The organism is Starkeya nomas (assembly GCF_902703545.1).
GTDB classification, from domain to species: Bacteria; Pseudomonadota; Alphaproteobacteria; order Rhizobiales; family Xanthobacteraceae; genus Ancylobacter; species Ancylobacter moscoviensis.
The window spans coordinates 4,381,625-4,402,330 of the sequence record NZ_CACSAS010000001.1 but is presented as its reverse complement, the minus strand read 5'-3'; the positions used below and the strand labels follow the sequence as shown (position 1 = coordinate 4,402,330).

At 68.6% G+C, this 20,706-nt stretch carries 19 protein-coding genes; 6 read left to right on the top strand and 13 right to left on the bottom strand.

Annotated elements, in window-relative coordinates; all coding sequences use genetic code 11:
- Positions 1 to 83: 83 nt before the first annotated feature.
- The 6 genes from STARVERO_RS20825 to STARVERO_RS20800 all read right to left on the bottom strand — a co-directional run bounded on the left by STARVERO_RS20825 (position 84) and on the right by STARVERO_RS20800 (position 9,358).
- On the bottom strand, positions 84 to 3,506 hold the full coding sequence (locus STARVERO_RS20825; RefSeq protein WP_159601295.1) for an error-prone DNA polymerase: 3,423 nt from the start codon (positions 3,504 to 3,506) through the stop codon (positions 84 to 86).
- A 154-nt stretch (positions 3,507 to 3,660) separates the two neighbouring features.
- The gene (locus STARVERO_RS20820; protein WP_244616955.1) at positions 3,661 to 5,208 is read right to left on the bottom strand and encodes a Y-family DNA polymerase; all 1,548 of its coding nucleotides are present in this window, start codon (positions 5,206 to 5,208) and stop codon (positions 3,661 to 3,663) included.
- The gene (locus STARVERO_RS20815) at positions 5,159 to 6,031 is read right to left on the bottom strand and encodes an ImuA family protein (protein WP_244616856.1); all 873 of its coding nucleotides are present in this window, start codon (positions 6,029 to 6,031) and stop codon (positions 5,159 to 5,161) included. The genes STARVERO_RS20820 and STARVERO_RS20815 overlap by 50 nt, the downstream gene beginning before the upstream one ends.
- Before the next feature lie 69 nt (positions 6,032 to 6,100).
- On the bottom strand, positions 6,101 to 6,559 hold the full coding sequence (locus tag STARVERO_RS20810; protein ID WP_159601293.1) for a GtrA family protein: 459 nt from the start codon (positions 6,557 to 6,559) through the stop codon (positions 6,101 to 6,103).
- Between the two features lie 13 nt (positions 6,560 to 6,572).
- The gene (locus STARVERO_RS20805; protein ID WP_159601291.1) at positions 6,573 to 8,327 is read right to left on the bottom strand and encodes an ArnT family glycosyltransferase; all 1,755 of its coding nucleotides are present in this window, start codon (positions 8,325 to 8,327) and stop codon (positions 6,573 to 6,575) included.
- The gene (locus tag STARVERO_RS20800) at positions 8,324 to 9,358 is read right to left on the bottom strand and encodes a glycosyltransferase family 2 protein (RefSeq protein ID WP_159601289.1); all 1,035 of its coding nucleotides are present in this window, start codon (positions 9,356 to 9,358) and stop codon (positions 8,324 to 8,326) included. The genes STARVERO_RS20805 and STARVERO_RS20800 overlap by 4 nt, the downstream gene beginning before the upstream one ends.
- Before the next feature lie 135 nt (positions 9,359 to 9,493).
- Here STARVERO_RS20800 and STARVERO_RS20795 point away from each other — a divergent pair, with 135 nt between their 5' ends.
- Entirely contained in the window at positions 9,494 to 10,390 is an 897-nt protein-coding gene (locus STARVERO_RS20795) for a ChbG/HpnK family deacetylase (protein ID WP_159601287.1), read from the top strand.
- On the opposite strand, the gene STARVERO_RS20790 is transcribed toward STARVERO_RS20795, so the two are convergent.
- A complete protein-coding gene (locus STARVERO_RS20790; RefSeq protein WP_159601285.1) occupies positions 10,373 to 10,810 on the bottom strand; it encodes a DUF983 domain-containing protein in 438 nt (145 codons plus the stop codon). The two genes, STARVERO_RS20795 and STARVERO_RS20790, sit on opposite strands and share 18 nt — an antisense overlap.
- A gap of 350 nt (positions 10,811 to 11,160) precedes the next feature.
- Between STARVERO_RS20790 and STARVERO_RS20785 the strand changes: the two genes are divergently transcribed.
- The gene (locus tag STARVERO_RS20785; RefSeq protein WP_244616855.1) at positions 11,161 to 11,349 is read left to right on the top strand and encodes a hypothetical protein; all 189 of its coding nucleotides are present in this window, start codon (positions 11,161 to 11,163) and stop codon (positions 11,347 to 11,349) included.
- 18 nt (positions 11,350 to 11,367) lie between these two features.
- Here the strand turns inward: STARVERO_RS20785 and STARVERO_RS20780 are convergent, their stop codons facing one another.
- A complete protein-coding gene (locus STARVERO_RS20780) occupies positions 11,368 to 12,030 on the bottom strand; it encodes an exopolysaccharide biosynthesis protein (protein ID WP_144341675.1) in 663 nt (220 codons plus the stop codon).
- A gap of 114 nt (positions 12,031 to 12,144) precedes the next feature.
- Positions 12,145 to 12,375 carry a hypothetical protein gene (locus STARVERO_RS20775; RefSeq protein ID WP_144341674.1) on the bottom strand — a complete coding sequence of 77 codons (231 nt, stop codon included), beginning with the start codon at positions 12,373 to 12,375 and terminating at the stop codon, positions 12,145 to 12,147.
- On the opposite strand from STARVERO_RS20775, the gene STARVERO_RS20770 reads away from it, so the two are divergent.
- Positions 12,374 to 13,660 (top strand): Hsp70 family protein, encoded by a 1,287-nt coding sequence (locus STARVERO_RS20770; protein WP_159601283.1) that lies wholly within the window; start codon positions 12,374 to 12,376, stop codon positions 13,658 to 13,660. The genes STARVERO_RS20775 and STARVERO_RS20770 overlap by 2 nt on opposite strands.
- Here STARVERO_RS20770 and STARVERO_RS20765 read toward each other — a convergent pair.
- Entirely contained in the window at positions 13,623 to 15,008 is a 1,386-nt protein-coding gene (locus tag STARVERO_RS20765; protein ID WP_159601281.1) for an aldehyde dehydrogenase family protein, read from the bottom strand. The genes STARVERO_RS20770 and STARVERO_RS20765 overlap by 38 nt on opposite strands.
- A gap of 334 nt (positions 15,009 to 15,342) precedes the next feature.
- On the opposite strand from STARVERO_RS20765, the gene STARVERO_RS20760 reads away from it, so the two are divergent.
- Positions 15,343 to 16,842 (top strand): sensor domain-containing diguanylate cyclase, encoded by a 1,500-nt coding sequence (locus STARVERO_RS20760; RefSeq protein ID WP_144341671.1) that lies wholly within the window; start codon positions 15,343 to 15,345, stop codon positions 16,840 to 16,842.
- A gap of 6 nt (positions 16,843 to 16,848) precedes the next feature.
- Here the strand turns inward: STARVERO_RS20760 and STARVERO_RS20755 are convergent, their stop codons facing one another.
- On the bottom strand, positions 16,849 to 17,274 hold the full coding sequence (locus STARVERO_RS20755; protein ID WP_159601279.1) for a VOC family protein: 426 nt from the start codon (positions 17,272 to 17,274) through the stop codon (positions 16,849 to 16,851).
- 157 nt (positions 17,275 to 17,431) lie between these two features.
- Between STARVERO_RS20755 and STARVERO_RS20750 the strand changes: the two genes are divergently transcribed.
- Complete coding sequence (locus tag STARVERO_RS20750) at positions 17,432 to 18,205, top strand: ferredoxin--NADP reductase (protein ID WP_159601277.1); 774 nt, start codon at positions 17,432 to 17,434, stop codon at positions 18,203 to 18,205.
- A 19-nt stretch (positions 18,206 to 18,224) separates the two neighbouring features.
- Here the strand turns inward: STARVERO_RS20750 and STARVERO_RS20745 are convergent, their stop codons facing one another.
- Positions 18,225 to 18,551, bottom strand: coding sequence for a hypothetical protein (locus STARVERO_RS20745; RefSeq protein WP_144341668.1), 327 nt, complete (start codon positions 18,549 to 18,551; stop codon positions 18,225 to 18,227).
- A 117-nt stretch (positions 18,552 to 18,668) separates the two neighbouring features.
- Here STARVERO_RS20745 and STARVERO_RS20740 point away from each other — a divergent pair, with 117 nt between their 5' ends.
- The gene (locus STARVERO_RS20740; protein WP_200837879.1) at positions 18,669 to 19,157 is read left to right on the top strand and encodes a GNAT family N-acetyltransferase; all 489 of its coding nucleotides are present in this window, start codon (positions 18,669 to 18,671) and stop codon (positions 19,155 to 19,157) included.
- Positions 19,158 to 19,266: 109 nt separating this feature from the next.
- Here the strand turns inward: STARVERO_RS20740 and ahcY are convergent, their stop codons facing one another.
- Positions 19,267 to 20,688, bottom strand: coding sequence for an adenosylhomocysteinase (ahcY, locus tag STARVERO_RS20735; protein ID WP_144341667.1), 1,422 nt, complete (start codon positions 20,686 to 20,688; stop codon positions 19,267 to 19,269).
- Between the last annotated feature and the right edge of the window lie 18 nt (positions 20,689 to 20,706).

Here is a 20,706-nt window from a genome sequence, read left to right as displayed (position 1 = left end):
TGGGCGCCATCCGGGGCGCCTTTCCACGCCGGTCTAGCATCAATCCGTCCGCCCGCGACAGGCCGACGGCCCGCCGTCGCTCCTCAGTGAAAGTCGCGGGACTTCGGCAGGATCCGCACCTGCCGCGGATGGCCATGGCCGGATCGGCGGCCCGCCAGCATATGGCCCTCGGCCGGCGGCCTCTCGCGCCCGTCCGGGGCCGGCTCGTGCGACGGGGAAAGATGACGGGCCGACCCGTCGAACAGGCGGGAAAGCTCGGACGTGCGGTCATGCACCCGCTCGCCCATCACATGCACGATGCCTTCCCTGCTCTTCTGCACCCGCCCCTCCACCACGACGAGACGCGCGCCCATCACCTGCGCCCGGTAGCGCTCGAACTGGCGGGTCCACAGCAGCACGTTGACGATCCCGGCCTCGTCCTCCAGCGTCATGAAGATGGCGTTGCCCTTGCCCGGCCGCTGGCGCACCAGCACCACGCCGGCCGTGCGCACATAGGCCCCGTCGCGCGATCTCGCGACATCGGCGCTCGAGGCGATGCCCTCGGCGGCGAAGACCGCCCGCAGCATGCCCATGGGATGGCCCTTCAGCGACAACCGCGTCGTCTGGTAATCGACAGCGATCTGCTCGGGCAGCGGCATGAGCGGCAGCGCCGCATCGGTATCCTCTCCAAGCTCGCGCGCATCCGCCGCCGCGAAGAGCGGCAGCGGCTCGTCGTTCGGCAACCGCCGCACCGCCCATGCCGCCGCGCGCCGGTCGAGCCCCATCGAGCGGAAGGCGTCGGCATCCGCCAGCTTGCGCAGGGCCACCACCGGCAGGCGGGAGCGGCGGGCGAGGGTCTCGATATCGGCGAAGAAGCCGCCGGCCCGCGCCTCGGCGAGCCGCTCCGACCAGTCCGCGCTGAAGCCGTCGATCTGCCGGAAGCCGAGGCGCAGGGCGAGCGGCACGCCGGGCGCATCGCGCTCCAGCGTGTTGTCGTGGCCGCTGTAGTTGACGTCGGCGCCGCGCACCTCGACGCCATGCTCGCGCGCGTCGCGCACGATCTGCGCCGGAGCGTAGAAGCCCATGGGCTGGGAGTTCAGCAGCGCCGCCGCGAAGACCGCGGGATAGCGGCATTTGATGAAGGCGGAGATGTAGACCAGCTTGGCGAAGGAGGCGGCATGGCTCTCCGGGAAGCCGTATTCGCCGAAGCCCTTGATCTGCTCGAAGCAGCGTTCGGCGAAGGCGCGCTCATAGCCGCGCGCCGCCATGCCGTTGACCAGCTTGTCGCGGAACTGGCCGATGGTGCCGAGGTGGCGGAAGGTCGCCATGGCGCGGCGGAGCTGGTTGGCCTCCACATCGGAAAACTCCGCCGCCGTCATGGCGAGCTGCATCGCCTGTTCCTGGAACAGCGGCACGCCGAGGGTACGCTTGAGCACGCCTTTCAGCTCGTCGGGATCGTAGGGCGGCTTCGGCGAGGGATAGGAGACGGGCTCACTTTTCTCGCGCCGGCGCAGATAGGGATGCACCATATTGCCCTGGATCGGGCCGGGACGGACGATCGCCACTTGGATAACGAGGTCGTAAAGCTCGCGCGGCCGCAGGCGCGGTAGCATGTTCATCTGCGCCCGGCTCTCCACCTGGAATACGCCGATGGAATCGCCGCGGCAGAGCATGTCGTAGACATCGCCCTGCTCCTTCGGGATTTCGGCGAACCCCCAGTCGATTCCCTCGTGCTCCTCCATCAGGTCGAGCGACTTGCGGATGCAGGTGAGCATGCCGAGCGCCAGCACATCGACCTTGAGCAGGCCGAGCGTGTCAATGTCGTCCTTGTCCCATTCGATGAAGGTGCGGTCCTTCATCGCCGCATTGCCGATGGGCACGGTCTCGTCGAGCCGGTTCTGGGTCAGGACGAAGCCGCCGACATGCTGGGAGAGATGGCGCGGAAAGCCGAGCAGGCGCGCCGCGAAGCCCACCGCCCGCGCGACCGTGGGGTTGGCGGGATCGAGCCCCGCCTCGCGCGTCTGGCTGTCCTTGATCTCGCTGCCCCAGCTTCCCCATACCGTGCCGGCGAGGCGGGATGTGACGTCCTCGGTGAGGCCGAGCACCTTGCCGACGTCGCGGAAGGCGCTGCGCGGGCGATAGGAGATCACCGTCGCGACGATGCCGGCGCGATGCCGGCCGTAGCGTTCATAGACGTATTGAATGACCTCCTCGCGCCGCTCATGCTCGAAATCGACGTCGATGTCCGGCGGCTCGTTGCGTTCGCGGGCGATGAAGCGTGAGAACAGCAGATTGCTAGTCGCGGGGTCGACGGCGGTGATGCCGAGCACGTAGCAGACCGCGGAATTGGCCGCCGAGCCGCGGCCCTGACAGAGGATGCGGTTGCGTTCGGCGAAATCGACGATGTCGCGGATGGTGAGGAAATAGGAGGCGTAGCCGAGCTCGCCGATCAGGGCGAGCTCGGTCCTGAGCTGGCTCGCCACCTTGTCGGGAACACCGTCCGGATAGCGGATGGCCGCGCGCTGCCAGGTGAGCTCCTCCAGCCGGCTCTGCGGCGTGTAGCCGGGCGGCACCGGCTCCTCGGGATATTCGTATTTCAGCTCGCCCAGCGAGAAATCGATGCGGGCGAGATAGGCCGCCGTCTCCTCCACCGCCTCCGGCGCATCGCGGAACAGGCGGACCATCTCCTCCGGGGCCTTCAAGTGCCGTTCGGCATTGGCTTCCAGCAGGCGCCCCGCCGCCTCGATGGTGACGCCCTCGCGGATGCAGGTGAGCACGTCCTGAAGGTCGCGCTCGTCCGGATGATGGTAGAGCACGTCATTGGTGGCGAGCAGCGGCACGCCGGCCTTTCCGGCCAGCGCCTTCAGGGCGGCGAGGCGGCGGCGGTCGTCCCCCCGGCGCCGCATGGTGGCGCCGAGCCAGAGCGAGCCGGGCGCCGCCTCGTGCAGCCGCGTCAGAACATCATTCAGCTCAATTATGTTTTTAGCCGGCAACTCATATGGTGGAATGAGGATGAGCGAGAGACCGCGGGCATCGGCGAGAAGATCGTCGAGCCTCAGGATGCACTCGCCCTTGGCGCCGCGCAGATTGCCGGCGGTGAGCAGGCGGCAGAGCCGCCCCCAGCCCGCGCGGTCCTGCGCATGGGCCACGATGTCCGGCGTGCCGTCGGCAAAGGCGAGGCGCGCGCCGACCACGAGGGTGAAGGGTGGCAGCTCCAGGCCACGGCCGGCATCGGCCGCCGCCTCGGCCCACTCGCGCAGGAGACGGGTGGCCTCGTCCTCCTCACCCTCTTTCGGCGTCTTTCTCTCCTGCTTCGGCACCGCCCAGAAGCTGGCAAAACGTGCGCCGACATCCTTCAGCGCCGCATAGGCGCGCACCACGCCGGCCACGGTGTTGCGGTCGGCGATGCCGATGCCGGCATGGCCGAGCAGCAGCGCCCGCAGCACCAGACACTCTGCCTTGGACGCACCCCGCAGGAAGGAGAAGTTGGAGGCGGCCACCATCTCCGCGAAGAAGGGCGTGCTCATAGGCGGCTCCTCCACCTCACGCCGTCATCCCCGGGCTTGACCCGGGGATCCACGGCCCGGATCGGTCGCACCGTGACGAAGGCAGGGATGGCCGGGTCAAGCCCGGCCATGATGAAGCCTGGAACCGGCGCTTCGAGAGCATCAGTTGGCCTCCTCATGGAAACAGGCCGTGCAGGAACCAGCGCGGCGTCCCCGGCTCGCGGTCGTAAAGGCCGGCGCGAAACAGCCAGAAGCGTCGCCCTTCGCGATTCTCCACGCGGAAATAATCCCGCGTCGGGGTCCCCTCCGGCCGGCGCCACCATTCGGGCGCGATGCGCTCCGGCCCCTCGGCGCGGGCGACCTCGTGCACCACGCGCCGCCAGCGGAAGCGCAGGGGCGGGCCGTCCGGCACCTCGGCCAACGCCTCGATGGGCTGGGGCGGATCGAACAGGGTCAGCGGTCGCGGCAGCATCTCCGGCATCGGCGCAAGAGGCGGGCCCGCGAGAGCGGCGGCCGGAATGAGCGCGCTGGCGCGGTCGGGGTCATGGGTGTCGCGCTGGAGGAAGCGCAGCACCCGCTCGCGCCCGAGCCGCACGGCGAGCCGGTCGATGAGTGCCGCCACCTCCTCTTCCTCCACGGCGCGCCCGTCGAGGCTGACCTGCGCAGGGGTCAGCGGCTCGGCGCGCAGCACCGCGAGACGCACGAGATCGAAGCCGAAGCCGGGGTCGATGGGATCGGCCAGCGTCTCGATCCGTTCGCGGTACAGCCGGCGCAACGACCGCGCGTCGCGCGAGGGGCGCGCGGTCTCGACCTTCAGGCGCCGCACCGCGCCGTCCGCCCGGAAGAAGGACGCCTCGAAGGCCCGCCCGCCCTCGCCCCGCGCCTCCAGCATCAGGGCGAGATCGTCCACCAGCAGGCCGAGCGTCGCCTCGATATCCTCGACGCGGGCGATCGGCTCGGCGAAGCGCCGCTCGGCGATGCAGGCGGGCAAGGGCCGGCGCGGCACGATACGCACATCCTCGCGGCCCAGCGCCCGGTCGAGCCGCACCAGCAGGTCCTCGCCGAAGCGGGCGGCGAGCGGCGTGCCGGGGCGGGCGGCGAGGTCGCCGATGGTCTTGAGGCCGGCGCGGGAGAGGCCCGTCACCACTTCCTCTCCCACATCGAGCCGGGCGATGGGCAGGACGGCGACGGCCGCCGCCTCGCCGCCCGGCGCGACGATGCCTTCCCGTACGCGGCCCCCGCCGGAGCGGGCGAGGGCCCGGGCGGCATCCGGCGTGCCGGCGACGACGGCGCAGGCGCCGAGGCCGTGGCGCGCGAGATGGGCCAGCAGCCGCTGGCGCATCGCCGCCTCGCCGCCGAACAGATGCGCGCAGCCGGTGATGTCGAGGACCAGCCCGTCGCCTCCGTCGAGCGCGACGAGCGGCGTCCAGCGGTCGCAATCGTCCGCGACTTCCTCGAGGAAAGCCGCGTCGGCCGCCGGGTCGTGATCGATCACCGCGAGAGCGGGAATGCGGGCACGGGCGTCCGCCAGCGTCAGGCCGGGCGCGAGGCCGCGCCGATGCGCGGCGCGGTCGACGGCGGCGAGGCGCAGCGCATTCTGCGCCTTCTCGACGAAGACGAGCGGCGGCGGCGCCAGCGGATGCTCCGCCGGCGTGCCCCCGGCCGCCGAGCCGTCAGCCGGCGCGGCGAAGCGCGACAACCTCGCCGCGTTCCGCGCCGGCATCCCCTTGCCGCGCCGCAGCCGTTCCAGCCGGTCGGCCGGCAGGAACGGGAACCACAGCGCGAGGTAGCGGGGCGAGATCGCGGAAGGAACATGCCTCATGGTCCCACTCCAGATTCCAGGTGCCGCCCTCGACCGGCCGTCCACCCTCGCCGCCGCGATGGCGCAGCAGGGTGGCCGTGAAGGCCGGGTTGCCGGGTGCATCGGCCTCCTCCGGCGCGCCGGGCCCGGAGGCCGCCGGCGCCACCCGCCAGCGCGTCGCCACCGCCGTCGGGGCGGGCCGCGCGGCGGCGTGGAGGAGAAAGCTGGTGACGCCGGAGGATGCCGCGCGCAGCGACAGGCGCCGGGTCGCGGTGAGATCGAGCGTCTTCGGCTCGCCCCAGGGCTCGATGACCAGCGCCCCGAGGCCGGGGCAGCGCACCGCGTCGCCCGCCGCGCGCAACACCTCGGCCGCGTCCGGCGCCCGCACCAGGATGAGCCGCGAGGGATCGAGCCCGAGCGAAGCGAGGCCGGGCGCGTCGAGACGGCCAAGCTCGGCTTCCGCGAAGTCCTGCCGCACCCAGAGGATCGGCCGGCGGACATCCGCGCCACCGGCCCGCAGGGCGAGCGCGAGGACGAAGCCGGTGGCGGCCGGCAGATCCGCGCCATGGACGGCCTGCACCTCGTGCAACGCGCCGCGCGCCAGCCGGACGCCCCCACCTTCCGGCCCGGCGGCGCCGAGGGAGAAGACGGAGGCCGCGCCGGGCAGGCGCTCCGCCTCAAGCCCGGCGAGCATCTGCCTCAGCGCAGCGATATCGCGGACCGTATCCATGATAAGCGCGCTCAAGATTGTTCATGTTTTGTTCTATAGAACGACTCTTTCCGGGCCGAGAGTCAAGCCGGCCGTGCCGCTCCTTCAGGAAACGGGGCGGCGCGCCTCGCGGAAGGTCCACAGGGCGTTGCCGCCATAGTGCCAGAGCACCAGCAGGCCGGTCACGACGATCTGGGCGAGCAGATAGGGCGCGCCCAGCGTCGCCGTGGCCAGCGCCATGAGCAGAGCGTTCAGCACCAGCCCGATGCCGGCGATGACGAAGAACTTCGCCAGCGCCTCGGGGTGCGGCTTGTGCGAGCGGAAGACGATGCGGCGGTTGAGCTGGTAGTTCACCAGCGCGCCGACGAGGAAGCCGGCGGTGGAGCCGGCCACCGGCCCCGCGACGCCGCCCTGCACCAGCCCGATCAGCACCGCGTAATGGGCGAGCGTGCCGAGGGCGCCGAGCGCGGCGAACAGCAGGATATGGCGCAGCCGCGCAAGCAGGGCCGCCGGCAGGCGCCCGGCCCGCCGCTCCCCTCCGCCCTGCTGCACCAGGCTTTCCATGCCGTTCCGCTCCTCAGGGCTTCGCCTTGGCGACCAGCGGCCCCGCATCCTTCAGCGACACCGCCGGCGCGTTGAGGTCGAGCCCGTCACTGCCGGGCGGCAGGGGCACTTCGACCGGGGCGCGGTGCATGCGCATGTCCATCACCGAGGCCAGTGGAACACCCATCCGGCTCACCGTCGCATAAGGCAGGCCGGGCGCCGCATCGCAGCCGATGTTGCGGGAGGTCAGCAGGAAGTCCGCGTCATCCCATTCCTCGACCATGTCGAAGTTCGGTCCGAGATAGGTGGAGGCCTGAACGTCCTCCGCGCAGACCGAAACCTTGTAGTGCCGGCCGGAGCGCCCATCCCGTTCGAGGCCCTGCCGCAAGGCCAGCGCCGCCTCGCGCAGGCTCGTCGACCAGTAGTCGCCCTCGAAGCGCCCCCAGGCGCCGGCCGTGCCGCCGACGAGCTGGTTGTAGCCCACATATTCGTAAGGGTGCAGCCGCAGGAAGCCGCCAGCGTTGACGAGGAAGAGCGCCAGAGCCGCCGCCGCGAAGCCGCCCCCGACCACGCGCGAGCGCCGCCACAGCGCGCGCCACGCCGCCTGCAGGCCGAGAACCGCCAGGATCGTCACCGGCGGCAGGACGAAGAGGAAATGGCGGATGCCGTTATAGAGCGGCGGATCGTCGAGCAGCGTGAAGACGACCGGCACCGCGACCGCGAACAGCAGCGGCAGATAGCCGAGGATGCGGCGGGGATGGACGAAGGCCGTGCGCGACGCGCGGTGCTCGCGGACGAGCCGCACCAGCGCGACCAGCGCCATCGCCAGGGCGGCGGCGAGGCCGAGAAGCGTCACCTCCGGCAGCTTGATGAGCAGATATTCCGACATGTAGGTCGGCGGGATCTGATCGATCGGCACCGCCTTGCCGTTGAACAGGGTGGTGAGATCGAAGGCGAAGTTGTTGAACGCCCCCATGGCCTTGAACAGGTTGGTGGGCGGAAGCATCGACCACGGCCAGCTCGCCGCCATGACCGCGAGCGCGACGAGCCCCGCCGCGACGAGCCGCGACAGCACGCGCAGCGGCAGGCGGATGTCGCGCAGCAGCAACATCGCCGCACCGAGCGTCAGCAGCAGGTAAAGCACCGCGAACACGCCGCCGACGCGCAGGCCGAAGGCGCAGCCGATGGAAACCCCGAGCCCGAGCACGCTCCGCCAGCGCGGCGGCGCCGGCAGCTGCACGGCGCAGGCGGCGATGAAGTAGAGGCTCCACACCATCGCCGCCGCGAAGGGCACGTCCTTGGTGTGGGTGAACATCGCCCCGCCATACATGCCGGTGAAGGCGAGCAGCAGCGCGGCGGCGATGCCGGCCTTCTCGCCGCCGAGCAGCCTCGCCAGCCGCCATGCGCCGATCAGCCCGGCGAAGCCGAAGCCCGCCGAGAGAAGATGGCGCCACTCGTAGAGCGGCAGCGGCACATAGGGCTCAAGGCCGGCGGCGATCAGGTCGAACAGGCCGCCATAGAGATAGAGGTTGATGTAGTGGAAGGCCCGGTCGTCGGTGAAGCCGCTCGCATACCAGGCGATGAGCAGCTGGCCGTAGGTGTGCTGCACCGGCTCGTCATTGCTGATGCCGTAATCGCGGAAGGCGAGGACGATCCACACCGCGACCGCCGCGAAAAGGGCCAGGCTCGCCACCCGCGTGAGGGCGGAGGAACGCCAGCCGCGCGCGACGAAAGAGACCGGCCAGGCCGATCCGGCCGGCGCGGGAAAATCGGAACTGTCGAGACTCACGAGGAAGGACCGTCCGGCACGAGCGAGTGGGCATGCCGATGATTGCCGGCATGAGCGGGGGAAAGCGTGACAGGGCGCGCGAAACCGATCTCGTCGGCGACGAGATAGAGCGGGCGCGCCTTCACCTCGGTGAAGATGCGCCCGACATATTCGCCGATCACCCCGAGGCTGATGAGCTGGACGCCGGAGACGAACAGCATGCTGACCATGATGGTGGGGAAGCCGGGGGTGCGCACGCCGAACACCAGCACCTCGCCGATGAGGTAGAGGCCGTAGAGGCCGGAAATCCCCGCCAGCGCCACGCCGATCAGCGACCAGACGCGCAGCGGCACCATGGAGAAGGAGGACAGCCCGTCGATCGCGTAGCGCAGCAGGCGCAGCGTCGAGAAAGAAGAGACGCCGCCGGCGCGCTCGGCCACCTCGAACTCGACCTCCTCCTGGCGGAAACCGACCCAGCTGGTGATGCCCTTCATGAAGCGGTTACGTTCGGGAAGGGCGTTGATAGCGTCGACGACACGGCGGTCGAACAGACGGAAATCGCCCGCCCCTTCGGGGATCTCGACTTCGCAGAGGGCGTGGAAGAAATGGTAGAAGCCGCGCGTGAACAGCCGCCTTCCCAGCGGATCGGTGCGGCGCGAGCGACGCACCGCGATCACCATCTGGGTGCCGCCTTCCCACCGCTCGATCATCTGCGGGATGACCTCCGGGGGATGCTGGAGATCGGAATCCATCAGCACGACGATATCGCCCACCGCGGCGCGCAGGCCGGCGGCCATGGCCGATTCCTTGCCGAAATTGCGGGCGAAGCGCAGCGCCTTCACCGCCGGATCGCGGCGGCCGAGCTCGGCCAGCAGGTCGAAGCTGCCATCGCGGCTGCCGTCGTCGACGAAGATGAACTCCCGCTGCATGTCGGGATAGCTGTCGAGCACAGCACAGAGGCGCGCGTGCAGCGCTTCGAGGCACCGCGCCTCGTTATAGACGGGGACGACAACCGAAATCAGCCGGGGCGACCTTAGGGAAGAGATCGTCATGATGTTGGGCCGGTTTTACTTTGTGCTCGCCGGAACTTCCGGCCGCTGCCAAATTTCCGCGACAGTTTTCGGCTTTCCTGAAGCCCATGATCACATATTCTGTGATTGTGATTTTTGTTTGGCTGCCCAGTACAGATGAACGACAACCTGAAAGCGGTAGTAATCTGCGCCGACGACTATGGCCTCAGCATGGGCGTGTGCGACGCGATCGAAACCCTGATCGAGCGCGGCCGGCTCTCGGCGACGGGCGCGATGACCGGATTGCCGTCCTGGCGGCATCGGGCGGAAGGGCTCCGGGCGCTCGTGCGCACGCATCCCGCCGATATCGGGCTACACTTCACGCTCACCGGCCAGAGCCCCCTGTCGCCGGCGCGAGGCCTCGCGCGGGACGGCAAGCTGCCGGAGATCGGCCCGCTCATCCTGCGCGCCTTCGCGCGCGCCCTGCCGCTCGCGGCGATACGCGACGAGCTGCGCGCCCAGCTCGACGCTTTCGAGGACGCCTGGGACGGGCCGCCGGATTTCCTCGACGGCCACCAGCACGCCCATGCGCTGCCCGGCATATGCGAGATCGTCACGGAGGAACTGTCGGCGCGCTATGCGGGTCGCCTGCCCTGGCTGCGCAACTGCACCGAGCCGTTCGCCTGGGCACGGCGGCGCCGGATCGGCTGGCGCAAGGCGGCGATCATCGGCCGTCTCGCCGCCGGGGCGGGAACGGCCGCCATCCGCGCCGGCTTCGCCGTCAACGACAGCTTTCGCGGGCTTTACGACTTCACGCCCGAGCCGCCCTATCGCGAGGTTTTCCGCGCCGCTCTCGCGGGTCCGGGAACGCGCATCCTCGTGCACTGCCATCCCGGCATCGTCGACGAAGAGCTGCGCCGGCTCGATCCGCTGCTGGAACCGCGAGAGCGCGAACTGGACTATCTGGCATCGACGGCATGCGGCGAGGACCTGCTCGCCGCCGGTATCCGGCCTGCCCGCTTCCACGAAACCGGCGCGCCGCAGGAGACGGAAGCGTCAGCCCTGCGGGGGTGAGCCCGGCGCGGGCGCCGGGTCGCTGGAGGTGACGAGCCGCCCCTCCTCCGCCTTGTGGTAATACTGGCTCGCGACCAGCCACCCCTTGAGCGGCCGCAATGGCGGCACGCAGGTGAGCAGCATCACCGGCAGCGTGGTGACGAGATGCACCCAGTAGGGCGCCTGGAAGGCGACCTCGATCCAGAGGCCGAATATCACCGACGGCACGCAGCCGAAGCAGATGACGAAGAAGGCCGGACCATCGGCCGGATCGGCGAAGGAATAATCGAGGCCGCACACCTCGCAGCGCGGCGCCAGCGTCAGGAAGCCCTTGAACAGCTTGCCCTGGCCGCAGCGCGGGCAACAGGCCCGCATGCCGCACTCGAAGGGCGACAGCTTCGGATAGGACGCGGCCGGATCGGACGGGCTGCGGGCAAGCATGGCGAGAACCTCCTGCACGCGCCAGAACGGAAGCCGCCCGCGCGATGCAATCAATAAGTAGGAATGAAAGCATTCAATGTCAATACAATAACAAATTGACTGTATATTGAATGCATTCAATTCGAGAGCGCTTTTCGCAGCCTTCCTTCTACAAGCTTTACCGGAACGGAGTGTTTGCGGGGTGCCCTTGCGACCTTGTGTCCTTGCGCCCCGGCACACGCCGCCGCCGGCAGCGCAGACGGCGGCGGGAGGATCGCGTTAACCAATTCCGGGCATCGTTCTGGACATTGCCCGAGGCGATTCGCCGAACCCGAGTCCTGAGCCGTATGAGTAATGTAATACCGTTTCCTGTGCGCGTTGCCGAACCCGAGTCGGAGTTCGAGTACGATATCGACATCTTCACCGCCGTGGATGTCGCCATCCGGGACCTGCGCGACCTCGCCCAGCGGCTGCGCGGCGACGTCAGCGGCCAGGAGCAGGCGCAGGAATGCCTCGACATGCTCACGCGCGCGCTGGAGAACGCCCGCGCCCTTGCCTGATCGGGCGCGCCTGCATGGCTAGCCCAGCAGGCTCCTGAGCAGGAACAGCCCCGCCTTCACGAAGGCCCACACCACGCCGGACACCACGCCGAGCGAGGCGATGGCAAGCGCCATGCCGACGAGGATCCACACCCCGTCGCGCTCCAGAATGCCCAGCGCCAGGATGCAGATGGCGAGCGCGGGCAGCATGTTGCCGAGCGGAATCGGCAGCACCAGCACGACCGCCAGCACGAAGCACATCAGCCCGACGACGTATTCGGCCGGCGGATGTGCCAGCCCTCCGAGGCGCGGGCGCAGCAGCCGCTCCGCCTTGGCGAGCCAGGGCGTCGCCTTGGCGACGAAGGCGGCGAAGTCCTTCCGCGCGATCGAGCGGCGGGCGATGATCGGGGGCAGCCAGGGGCGCCGGCCCAGCGCCAGCTGCGCCGCCAGGAACACCAGCGGCGCCCCGAGCACGGAGGACGTGCCGGGCGGGGTCGGCAGGACGTTGGGCAGCGCGAAGACCAGCATCAGCGGGCCGAAAGCCCGCTCCTGCATCGCCTTCAGCAGATCGCCGACCGCGATGCGGTCGCGCGTCGTGTCCCCGGCGATGCGGGTGAGCACCTCCGACAGCCGCAGCGTGTCGTCCAGCGGACCGGCCTGATCGGGCTCGGCGCTCTTGTCGGTCGGCGGATGTGACAGCACGGCGGGCGACACTCCTCCCGGGGACGTCTTCGTGAGGGGCCCGCGTGGGGCCCCTACCCCTCAGATAGGAGCCGAGTGTGACATTGGCCAGAAACCCGCCGGCCGCATCGCCTGTCAGGTCCAGCTGAACAGGAAGGCGCCGACCGCCAGCAGCGTGATCACCACGACGGCAATCGAATGCTTCATCGTCCAGTTGTGCATCGTCACGGTGTCACTCCTCCCTGCTGAGATACCAGCTGTGGCGCCTTGCGCGCGCGGCGTCAACACAGCGTCGTCACCACGATGCGGATTGATGCGGCGAGCCGAACCCATTAACAAGGCGCCCTTTTGCGGGAGCTTCGCCATGGCGTTCTGCGGCCTCGATTTCGGTACGTCCAACACCACCCTCGCCTTCTGGCGCCACGAGGCGCCCGAACTGGCGGCGCTGGAGGACGGCAAGGTCACGGTGCCCAGCGCCGTGTTCTACGACCGGCAGGGCCAGCTCACCATCGGCCGCGCCGCCATGGCGCGCTATGTCGGCGGCGAGGACGGACGTCTGATGCGCAGCCTCAAGGCGGTGCTCGGCAGCGCGCTGATCGAGGAAAAGACCCAGATCGGCCGGCGCGCCATCGGCTTTCGCGACGTCATCGCCGACTATCTGCGCACCGTGAAGGCGCGCGCCGAGGCCAGCGCGGGCGAGGTGCTCGACAGCGTCGTGCTGGGCCGTCCGGTCTTCTTCGTCGACGACGACGCGGCGGCCAACCGCAAGGCCGAGGAAACGCTGCGCACCATCGCCGCCGACATCGGCTTCCGCGCGGTCTCGACCCAGTTCGAGCCCATCGCCGCCGCGCTGGACTACGAGCGGCAGGTTCGCGGGGAGGAGATCGCGCTGATCGCCGACATCGGCGGCGGCACCTCGGACTTCTCGATCGTCCGCCTCGGCTCCGCGCGCCGGGCCCGCGCCGACCGCTCCGGCGACATCCTCGCCAATGACGGCGTGCGAATCGGCGGCACGGATTTCGACCGTCATCTCAGCCTCGGCACGCTGATGCCGCTGCTGGGCTTCCGCAGCCCGATGAAGCGTCCCGGCCGGGACGTGCCGAGCGGCTATTTCCACGAGCTGGCCACCTGGTCCAGTATCAACCGGCTCTATTCCTCGAAGACGGTGCGCGAGCTGCACGAGGTCCGCCGCGAGGCCGCGAGGCCGGAACTGGTCGAGCGGCTGATCCGGGTGATCGAGGAGCAGCGCGGCCACACGCTGGCGATGGAAGCCGAGGCGGCCAAGATCGCCCTCGCCGACGTTTCGCGCGCGGATGTCGCCCTCGGCTGGCTGGAGGCCGGGCTTTCGGTCGGCATCACGCCGGAGGAGCTGGTGACGCACACCCATGTGCTCGCCGGACGCATCGCCGCGCGCGTAGCCCTCTGCCTCGACCAAGCCGGACTGACGGCCGGCGACATCGATGCGCTGTTCCTCACCGGCGGCTCGACGCGCCTCGCCCATGTGCGGGCGGCGATCCTCGCCACGCTCCCGCAAGCGCGGGTGGTGGACGGCGACACCTTCGGCTCGGTCGGCACCGGCCTCGCCATCGAGGCCGCCCGCCGCTACGGCGATCTCAGCCGTAACGCAGATGGAAGGACTTCGGCCGCGTAAGCATCTCGAAGCCGATGCGCGAGAGCGAGGCGCCGCGCCCGGTATCCTTCACGCCGGTCCAGGCGAGGCCGGGATCGAGATAGTCGCAGCGGTTCATGAAGACCGTGCCGGTCTCGATCTCGTTGCCCAGTTCCTCAGCCGTGTCGAGATCGGCGGTCCAGATCGAGGCGGTCAGCCCGTAGACGCTGTCGTTCATCAGCGCCAGCGCCTCGGCGTCGTCCTTTACCTTCATGATGCCGACGACCGGCCCGAAGCTCTCCTCGGTCATCACCGACATGGAATGGTCGACGCCGGTGAGCACCTGCGGGGCGAGGTAGGGCGTTCCCTCGCGATTGGCCGGGAAGGCGGCGGGGTCGATATGCGCGGTCGCGCCCCTGGCAAGCGCCTGCGCCGTCTGCCGGCGGATGAGATCGGCGAAGCGGCCCTGCGCCATCGGCCCGAGCGTCGTCGCCTCGTCGAGCGGATTGCCCAGCACATAGCGCCCGGTCAGCTCCACGAAACCGTCGACGAAGCGGTCATAGAGGCTCTCATGCACGTAGATCCGCTCGATGCCGCAGCAGCACTGGCCGGAATTGTAGAAAGCGCCGTCGACAAGGTTCTCCACCGCGAAGTCGAGATCGGCGTCGGCGCGCACATAGGCGGGATCCTTGCCGCCCAGTTCCAGCCCCAGCGGAGTGAAGGTGCCCGCCGCCGCGCGCTCGATGGCCCGTCCACCTTCCACCGAGCCGGTGAAGTTGACGAAATCCACCGCCCCCGAGCCGATCAGCCGCGAGGTCTGGTCGTGTGTGAGGACGAGATTGGCGAACAGCCCGTTCGGCAGGCCGGCATGGTCCATCGCCATCTGGAAGCGCTCGCCGACGAGGATGGTCTGGGCGGCATGCTTGAGCAACACGGCGTTGCCGGCGATCAGCGCCGGCGCGATGGTGTTCACCGCCGTGAGATAGGGGTAGTTCCACGGCGCCACGACCAGCACGAGGCCGAGCGGATCGCGCTTGATGTAGCGGCGGAAGCCGGCGCGCTCGTCATGCGGCACCACTGGCGCGAGCGCGTCCTCCGCCATCCCGGCGACATAGCGCACCCGCTCCTCGAAGCCGCGAAACTCGCCGCCATAGCGGACCGGACGCCCCATCTGCTGGGCGAGCTCCGGCACGATCTCCTGGTTCATCGCCAGCATCGCGTCGAGGAAGCGCAGCACATGGGCGGAACGCTCGGCGATGGGCACTTTGCGCCACTCGCGCTGGGCCGCGCGCGCCACCGCCACCGCCTGCGCCACGGCCGCATCGGCAGCGGCCGGGCGGCGGACGAGTTCGGAACCGTCGATCGGGGAGATACAGACAATATCGCTCATGGACACACCGGAACGGCGAGCGCCGCTGCGGGCGCCGGGAGAGAGGAGCATATGCTCTACGGAGAATACACCCCGCCTTGGGCGCGTCCACGTCGGCCGTCGTCCGGGCCCCGCGCGGCCCCATGCCCCGGCATGCCGAGGCGGATTGCCGGATCTGACGCCGATGGTGCAGTTTGCCGGCCTCGCGAATCTCCCGTAACCTATACCGGAGATTGGATTGAACGGCATTATTCTACCGTAGGTGCGTCAAAGCTGCCCAACTTCCGCCCCTTGTGCCGCCTTTATCCTCCTGCAGCTGCGTATCTATCCATGAGCAGAGTCGGTGCACTCCACCATGAAGCCGATTAAGCCGGGCATACCCGAGCGCCAGGACGAGGTGGTCGTGCCGTCGGTCGTCGACGAGAACGCCGAAATGTTCGAGCTGGCTCCGATCTCGCTCTGGCTGGAGGATTTCAGCGCCGTGAAGGCGCTGTTCGAGCAATGGCGCGCCGACGGCGTCACCTCGTTGCGCGATCATCTGCGCGGGCGGCCGGAGCTTGTCGCGGAGTGCTCCAGTCGCATCAAGGTGCTGAAGGTCAACCGGCGCACCCTGTCCCTGTTCGAAGCCAACGACCTCGACCACCTCGTCGGAAATCTCGACAAGGTGTTCCGTGGCGACATGCTGAAGACCCATATCGAGGAGCTGGCGCAGCTCTGGGACGGCTACACCAGCTTCGCCAGCCAGGCCGTCAATTACACGCTGACCGGCCAGCGGCTCGACATCCAGCTCAAGGGCATCGTGCAGCCCGGCCATGAGGAGACGCTGGAGCGCGTGCTGCTCTCGGCCGAGGACGTGACGGAGCGAGAGACGGCGCGCCGGCAGGCGGCGCGTGCGGAGGAATACGCCCAGGGCCTGTTCCAGCACTCGCCGGTCTCGCTGTGGGTCGAGGACTTCTCCACCATCAAGCAGTTGATGGACGACGTGCGCCTGCGCGGCATCGAGGACTTCCGGGTGTTCACCGACGTGCACCCGGAATTCGTGCAGCGCTGCATCAGCGAGATCCGCATCATCGACGTCAACCGGCACACGCTGGAGATGTTCGGGGCGACCAGCAAGAAGGAGCTGATCCTCAACGCCGCCGGGATCTTCCGCGAGGACATGCAACGCCATTTCCGCGAGCAGCTCATCGACCTCTGGAACGGCAAGCTGTTCCACACGCGCGAGGTGGTGAACTACACGCTCGGCGGCGACATGCTGCATGTGCACCTGCAGTTCTCGGTGCTGCCGGGCCACGAGCACGACTGGTCGCTGGTGCAGGTGGCGCTGACCGACATCACCGCGCGCAAGAAGGCCGAGGCCTATCTCGAATATCTCGGCAAGCACGACGTGCTCACCAAGCTCTACAACCGCTCCTTCTACGTGGACGAGATGAACCGGCTGGAACGCCGGGGCCCGTTCCCGGTGACGGTCATCATGATCGATCTGAACGACCTCAAGCAGGTCAACGACCAGCTCGGCCACGCCGCCGGCGACACGCTGCTGCGCCGGGCCGGCGAGGTGCTGGCGAAGGCGATCGACCATCCGAACTGTGCCGCCCGCATCGGCGGCGACGAGTTCGCCGTGCTGCTTCCCGGCGTCGACGAGGATGGCGGGCTCGCGGTGATGCAAGGCATCGAGGAACTGGTGACCCTCAACAACCAGTTCTATTCCGCCTCGACGCTCAGCCTCTCGATCGGCATGGCGACCAGCACGCCCGGCGAGCGGCTGGAAGGGGTGGTGAAGCGCGCGGATGCGATGATGTACGAGGCCAAGCGCAACAGCGACCTCCGCCGGGCGGCCTCCGCCGGGCGCTGAGCCGTCTCAGCCGCCGGCGCGGACGGTCAGGTTCTCCAGCTCCGCCAGATGCACGAAGCAGAGCTTGTTGCCCTCGGGGTCGCGGCCGTAAGCGCCGTAATAGTCGGCGGCATAGTTGGGCCTGAGGCCCGGTGCCCCCTCGTCGGTGCCGCCATGCTCCACGAGCGCGCGCCAGGCCGCGTCCACCGCCGCCGGCGAGGGGGCGGCGAAGCTGACCTGCGTGCCGTTGCCCCAGGTGGCCGGCAGCCCGTTGAACGGCAATTGCACGTAGAACTGCGGCCAGGCGCGCCCCGGCATGACCCACATGGAACCGGGCGGGCCGCCGTCATCCTCCGCATCGACCCGGAGGAGGCCGAGGGGCGCCAGCACGGCGTCGTAGAAGGCGGTGAGCCGCGCCAGATCGCGGGCGCCGAGTATGATGTGGCTGAACATGGGGCACTTTCCTGCCGTGGCGCGCTATCCTGCCGCGGTGGCGCGGGAATTTCGAGTGCCCGGCGCCTCGACAGCGGCGCGGTTGCGCAGTAAACCCGATCCAGATAATCACAACGGACTTCCGGGTTGCGGAAGTTTTCACTTAGACGGTTTGTAAATGAGCAACCTGCATCACGAGCGCGTCCTGTCCGTGCACCACTGGACGGACAACCTGTTCACCTTCACCACGACGCGCGATCCGGCTCTGCGCTTCAAGAACGGGCAGTTCGTGATGATCGGCCTCCCCGTCGACGGCAAGCCGCTGCTGCGCGCCTATTCGATCGCCAGCGCCAATTACGAGGAGACGCTGGAGTTCTTCTCCATCAAGGTCCAGAACGGCCCGCTCACCTCGCGCCTGCAGCACCTCAAGGTCGGCGACGAGGTGATCGTCGGCCGCAAGCCGACCGGGACGCTGCTGGTCGACTATCTGGTGCCCGGCCGCCGGCTCTACCTGCTCTCCACCGGCACGGGCCTCGCGCCCTTCATGAGCCTCATCAAGGACCCGGAGACCTACGAGACCTACGAGAAGGTCATCCTCGTCCATGGTGTGCGCACCGTGGCGGAGCTCGCCTATCAGGACTTCATCACCCGCGAACTGCCGGAGAACGAGTATTTCGGCGAGCTGGTGCGGGAGAAGCTGATCTACTACCCCACGGTGACACGCGAGCCCTACCGCAACCAGGGCCGCATCACCGACCTGATCACCTCGGGCAAGCTGTTCGATGAGCTCGGCCTGCCGCCGCTCGACAAGGAAGACGACCGCGTCATGCTCTGCGGCAGCCCGCAGCTGCTCGACGACATGCGCGTCATCCTCAAGGATCGCGGCTTCGAGGAGGGCTCGACCACGGAGCCGGGCGACTTCGTGATCGAGAAAGCCTTCGTCGAGAAGTGAACGAGGAAGCGGCCGGGCCTCAGCGCAGGCGCCGGTCCGAATCCCAGCGTTCCTCGTCCTCGCGCCGGGCATCGGCGCGGGCGGCCTCTTCCGGCGAGAGCACGCGGTATTCGGCCTCGATGATGGTCGGGCCGCCGGCGGCGCCGTTCGGCTTGCGTCCGCCGAACAGGCGATAGGCGAGGCCGGCGATGACGACGATGGGAAAGACCACGAGGAACACGCTGGCCGCCACCAGGGCCAGCGCGGTGCCGACGGCGAGGGCCACGGCGATGACGATCGCCACCTGCCACCAGCTCACTCGCTTGACGGTGAAACGCATTCGATCGAACGGATCGGTCGAGCTCATCCTTAAGGTCTTTCCTCCAAGAGCGGTCGCCCCGCGGACATTCGATATGGGGACGAGGAGAGCCGGCGCCAACGGCAGGCGTGGAATTTCCCTCCCATTGCGCATAGGCTCGGCATCATGATGCTACGCGACGCCGTGGAAGCCGACCTGCCCGGCATCCTCGCCATCTACAATCACGCGGTGCTGAACTCGACGGCGATCTGGAACGATACGCCGACCGATCTCGCCAACCGTCTCGCCTGGCTGCGCGACCGCCGGGACAAGTCCTATCCGGTGATCGTCGCCGAGGAGAATGGCGAGGTGCTGGGCTATGCCAGCTTCGGCGATTTCCGCCCCTTCGACGGCTTCCGCATCAGCGTCGAGCATTCGGTCTATGTGGCGGAAGCCGCGCGCGGGCGCGGAATCGGCCGGCGGCTCGTGGAGAGCCTGTTCGGGCCCGCGCGCGCCATCGGCAAGAAGGTGATGATCGGCGGCATCACCGGCGGCAACGCCGCCTCGCTGGCGCTGCACGCCGCGCTCGGCTTCGTCGAGACCGGCCACATGCCGGGCATCGGCATCAAGTTCGGCCAGCGGCTTGATCTGGTACTGGTGCAGAAGGAACTTTAGGCGCCGGGCCTACGGATCGCTTCGGCTCACCGCCTCTGAACGACGAAGGCCGGGACGAGCCCGGCCTTCGCGTTGATCCGTAGGAACGGTGCCGAAGCGCCCGTCCCGCTCAGTAGCGGTAATGGTCCGGCTTGAACGGGCCCTCGACCGGCACGCCGATATAGTCGGCCTGCTCGGGGCGCAGCGTGGTCAGCTTCACGCCGAGCTTCTCGAGGTGCAGCGCTGCGACCTTCTCGTCGAGGAACTTCGGCAGCGTGTAGACCTGCTTCTCGTACTTGCCGGGGTTGGCCCACAGCTCGATCTGGGCCAGCGTCTGGTTGGAGAAGGAGGACGACATCACGAAGGACGGGTGGCCCATGGCGTTGCCGAGGTTCACCAGGCGGCCTTCGGACAGCAGGATGATGCGGTTGCCCGAGGGGAACTCGATCTCGTCGACCTGCGGCTTGATGTTGGTCCACTTGAAGTTCTTCAGGCCGGCGACCTGAATCTCGTTGTCGAAGTGGCCGATGTTGCAGACGATCGCCCGGTCCTTCATCTGCCGCATGTGGTCGACGGTGATGATGTCGCGGTTGCCGGTGGCGGTGACATAGATGTCGGCGCGGTCGAAGGCGTTCTCGATCGTGGTGACCTCGTAGCCTTCCATCGACGCCTGCAGGGCGCAGATCGGATCGACTTCCGAGACGATGACGCGCGCGCCGGCCTGGCGCAGCGAGGCGGCCGAGCCCTTGCCGACATCGCCGAAGCCGGCGACGAAGGCGACCTTGCCGGCGAGCATCACGTCGGTGCCGCGACGGATGGCATCGACCAGCGATTCACGGCAGCCATAGAGGTTGTCGAACTTCGACTTCGTGACCGAGTCGTTCACGTTGATCGCCGGGAACAGCAGCTTGCCCTGCTCGGCGAGCTTGTAGAGCCGGTGCACGCCCGTGGTGGTCTCCTCGGAGACGCCCTTGATCGACTTGGCGACCTCGGCGAACCAGCCCTTCGGCTTCTCGGCCAGCAGCTTCTTGATCAGGGCGAAGAAGATCACCTCTTCCTCGGATTCCGCCTTGTCGAGGAACGCCGTGTCGCCATTCTCGGCGCGCAGGCCGTGATGCACCAGCATGGTGGCGTCGCCGCCATCGTCGAGGATCATGTTGGGGACCAGAAGTTCACCTTCCTTCGCGCCGTGCCAGTCGAACAGCTTGGCGGTGAAGTCCCAGTATTCGGTCAGCGTCTCGCCCTTGAAGGCGAAGACCGGCGTGCCGGCGGCGGCGATGGCCGCGGCGGCGTGGTCCTGGGTCGAGAAGATGTTGCACGAGACCCAGCGCACATCGGCGCCGAGAGCCTTCAGCGTCTCGATCAGCACCGCGGTCTGGATCGTCATGTGCAGCGAGCCGGCGATGCGCGCGCCCTTGAGCGGCTGCGACGGGCCGTATTCGGCACGGATGGCCATCAGGCCCGGCATCTCGGTCTCGGCGAGCTCGATCTCCTTGCGGCCGAAACCGGCGAGGCTGATATCCTTGACAATGTATTCGCTGGCGACGGCCATGTGCGGCTTCCCTTCTGC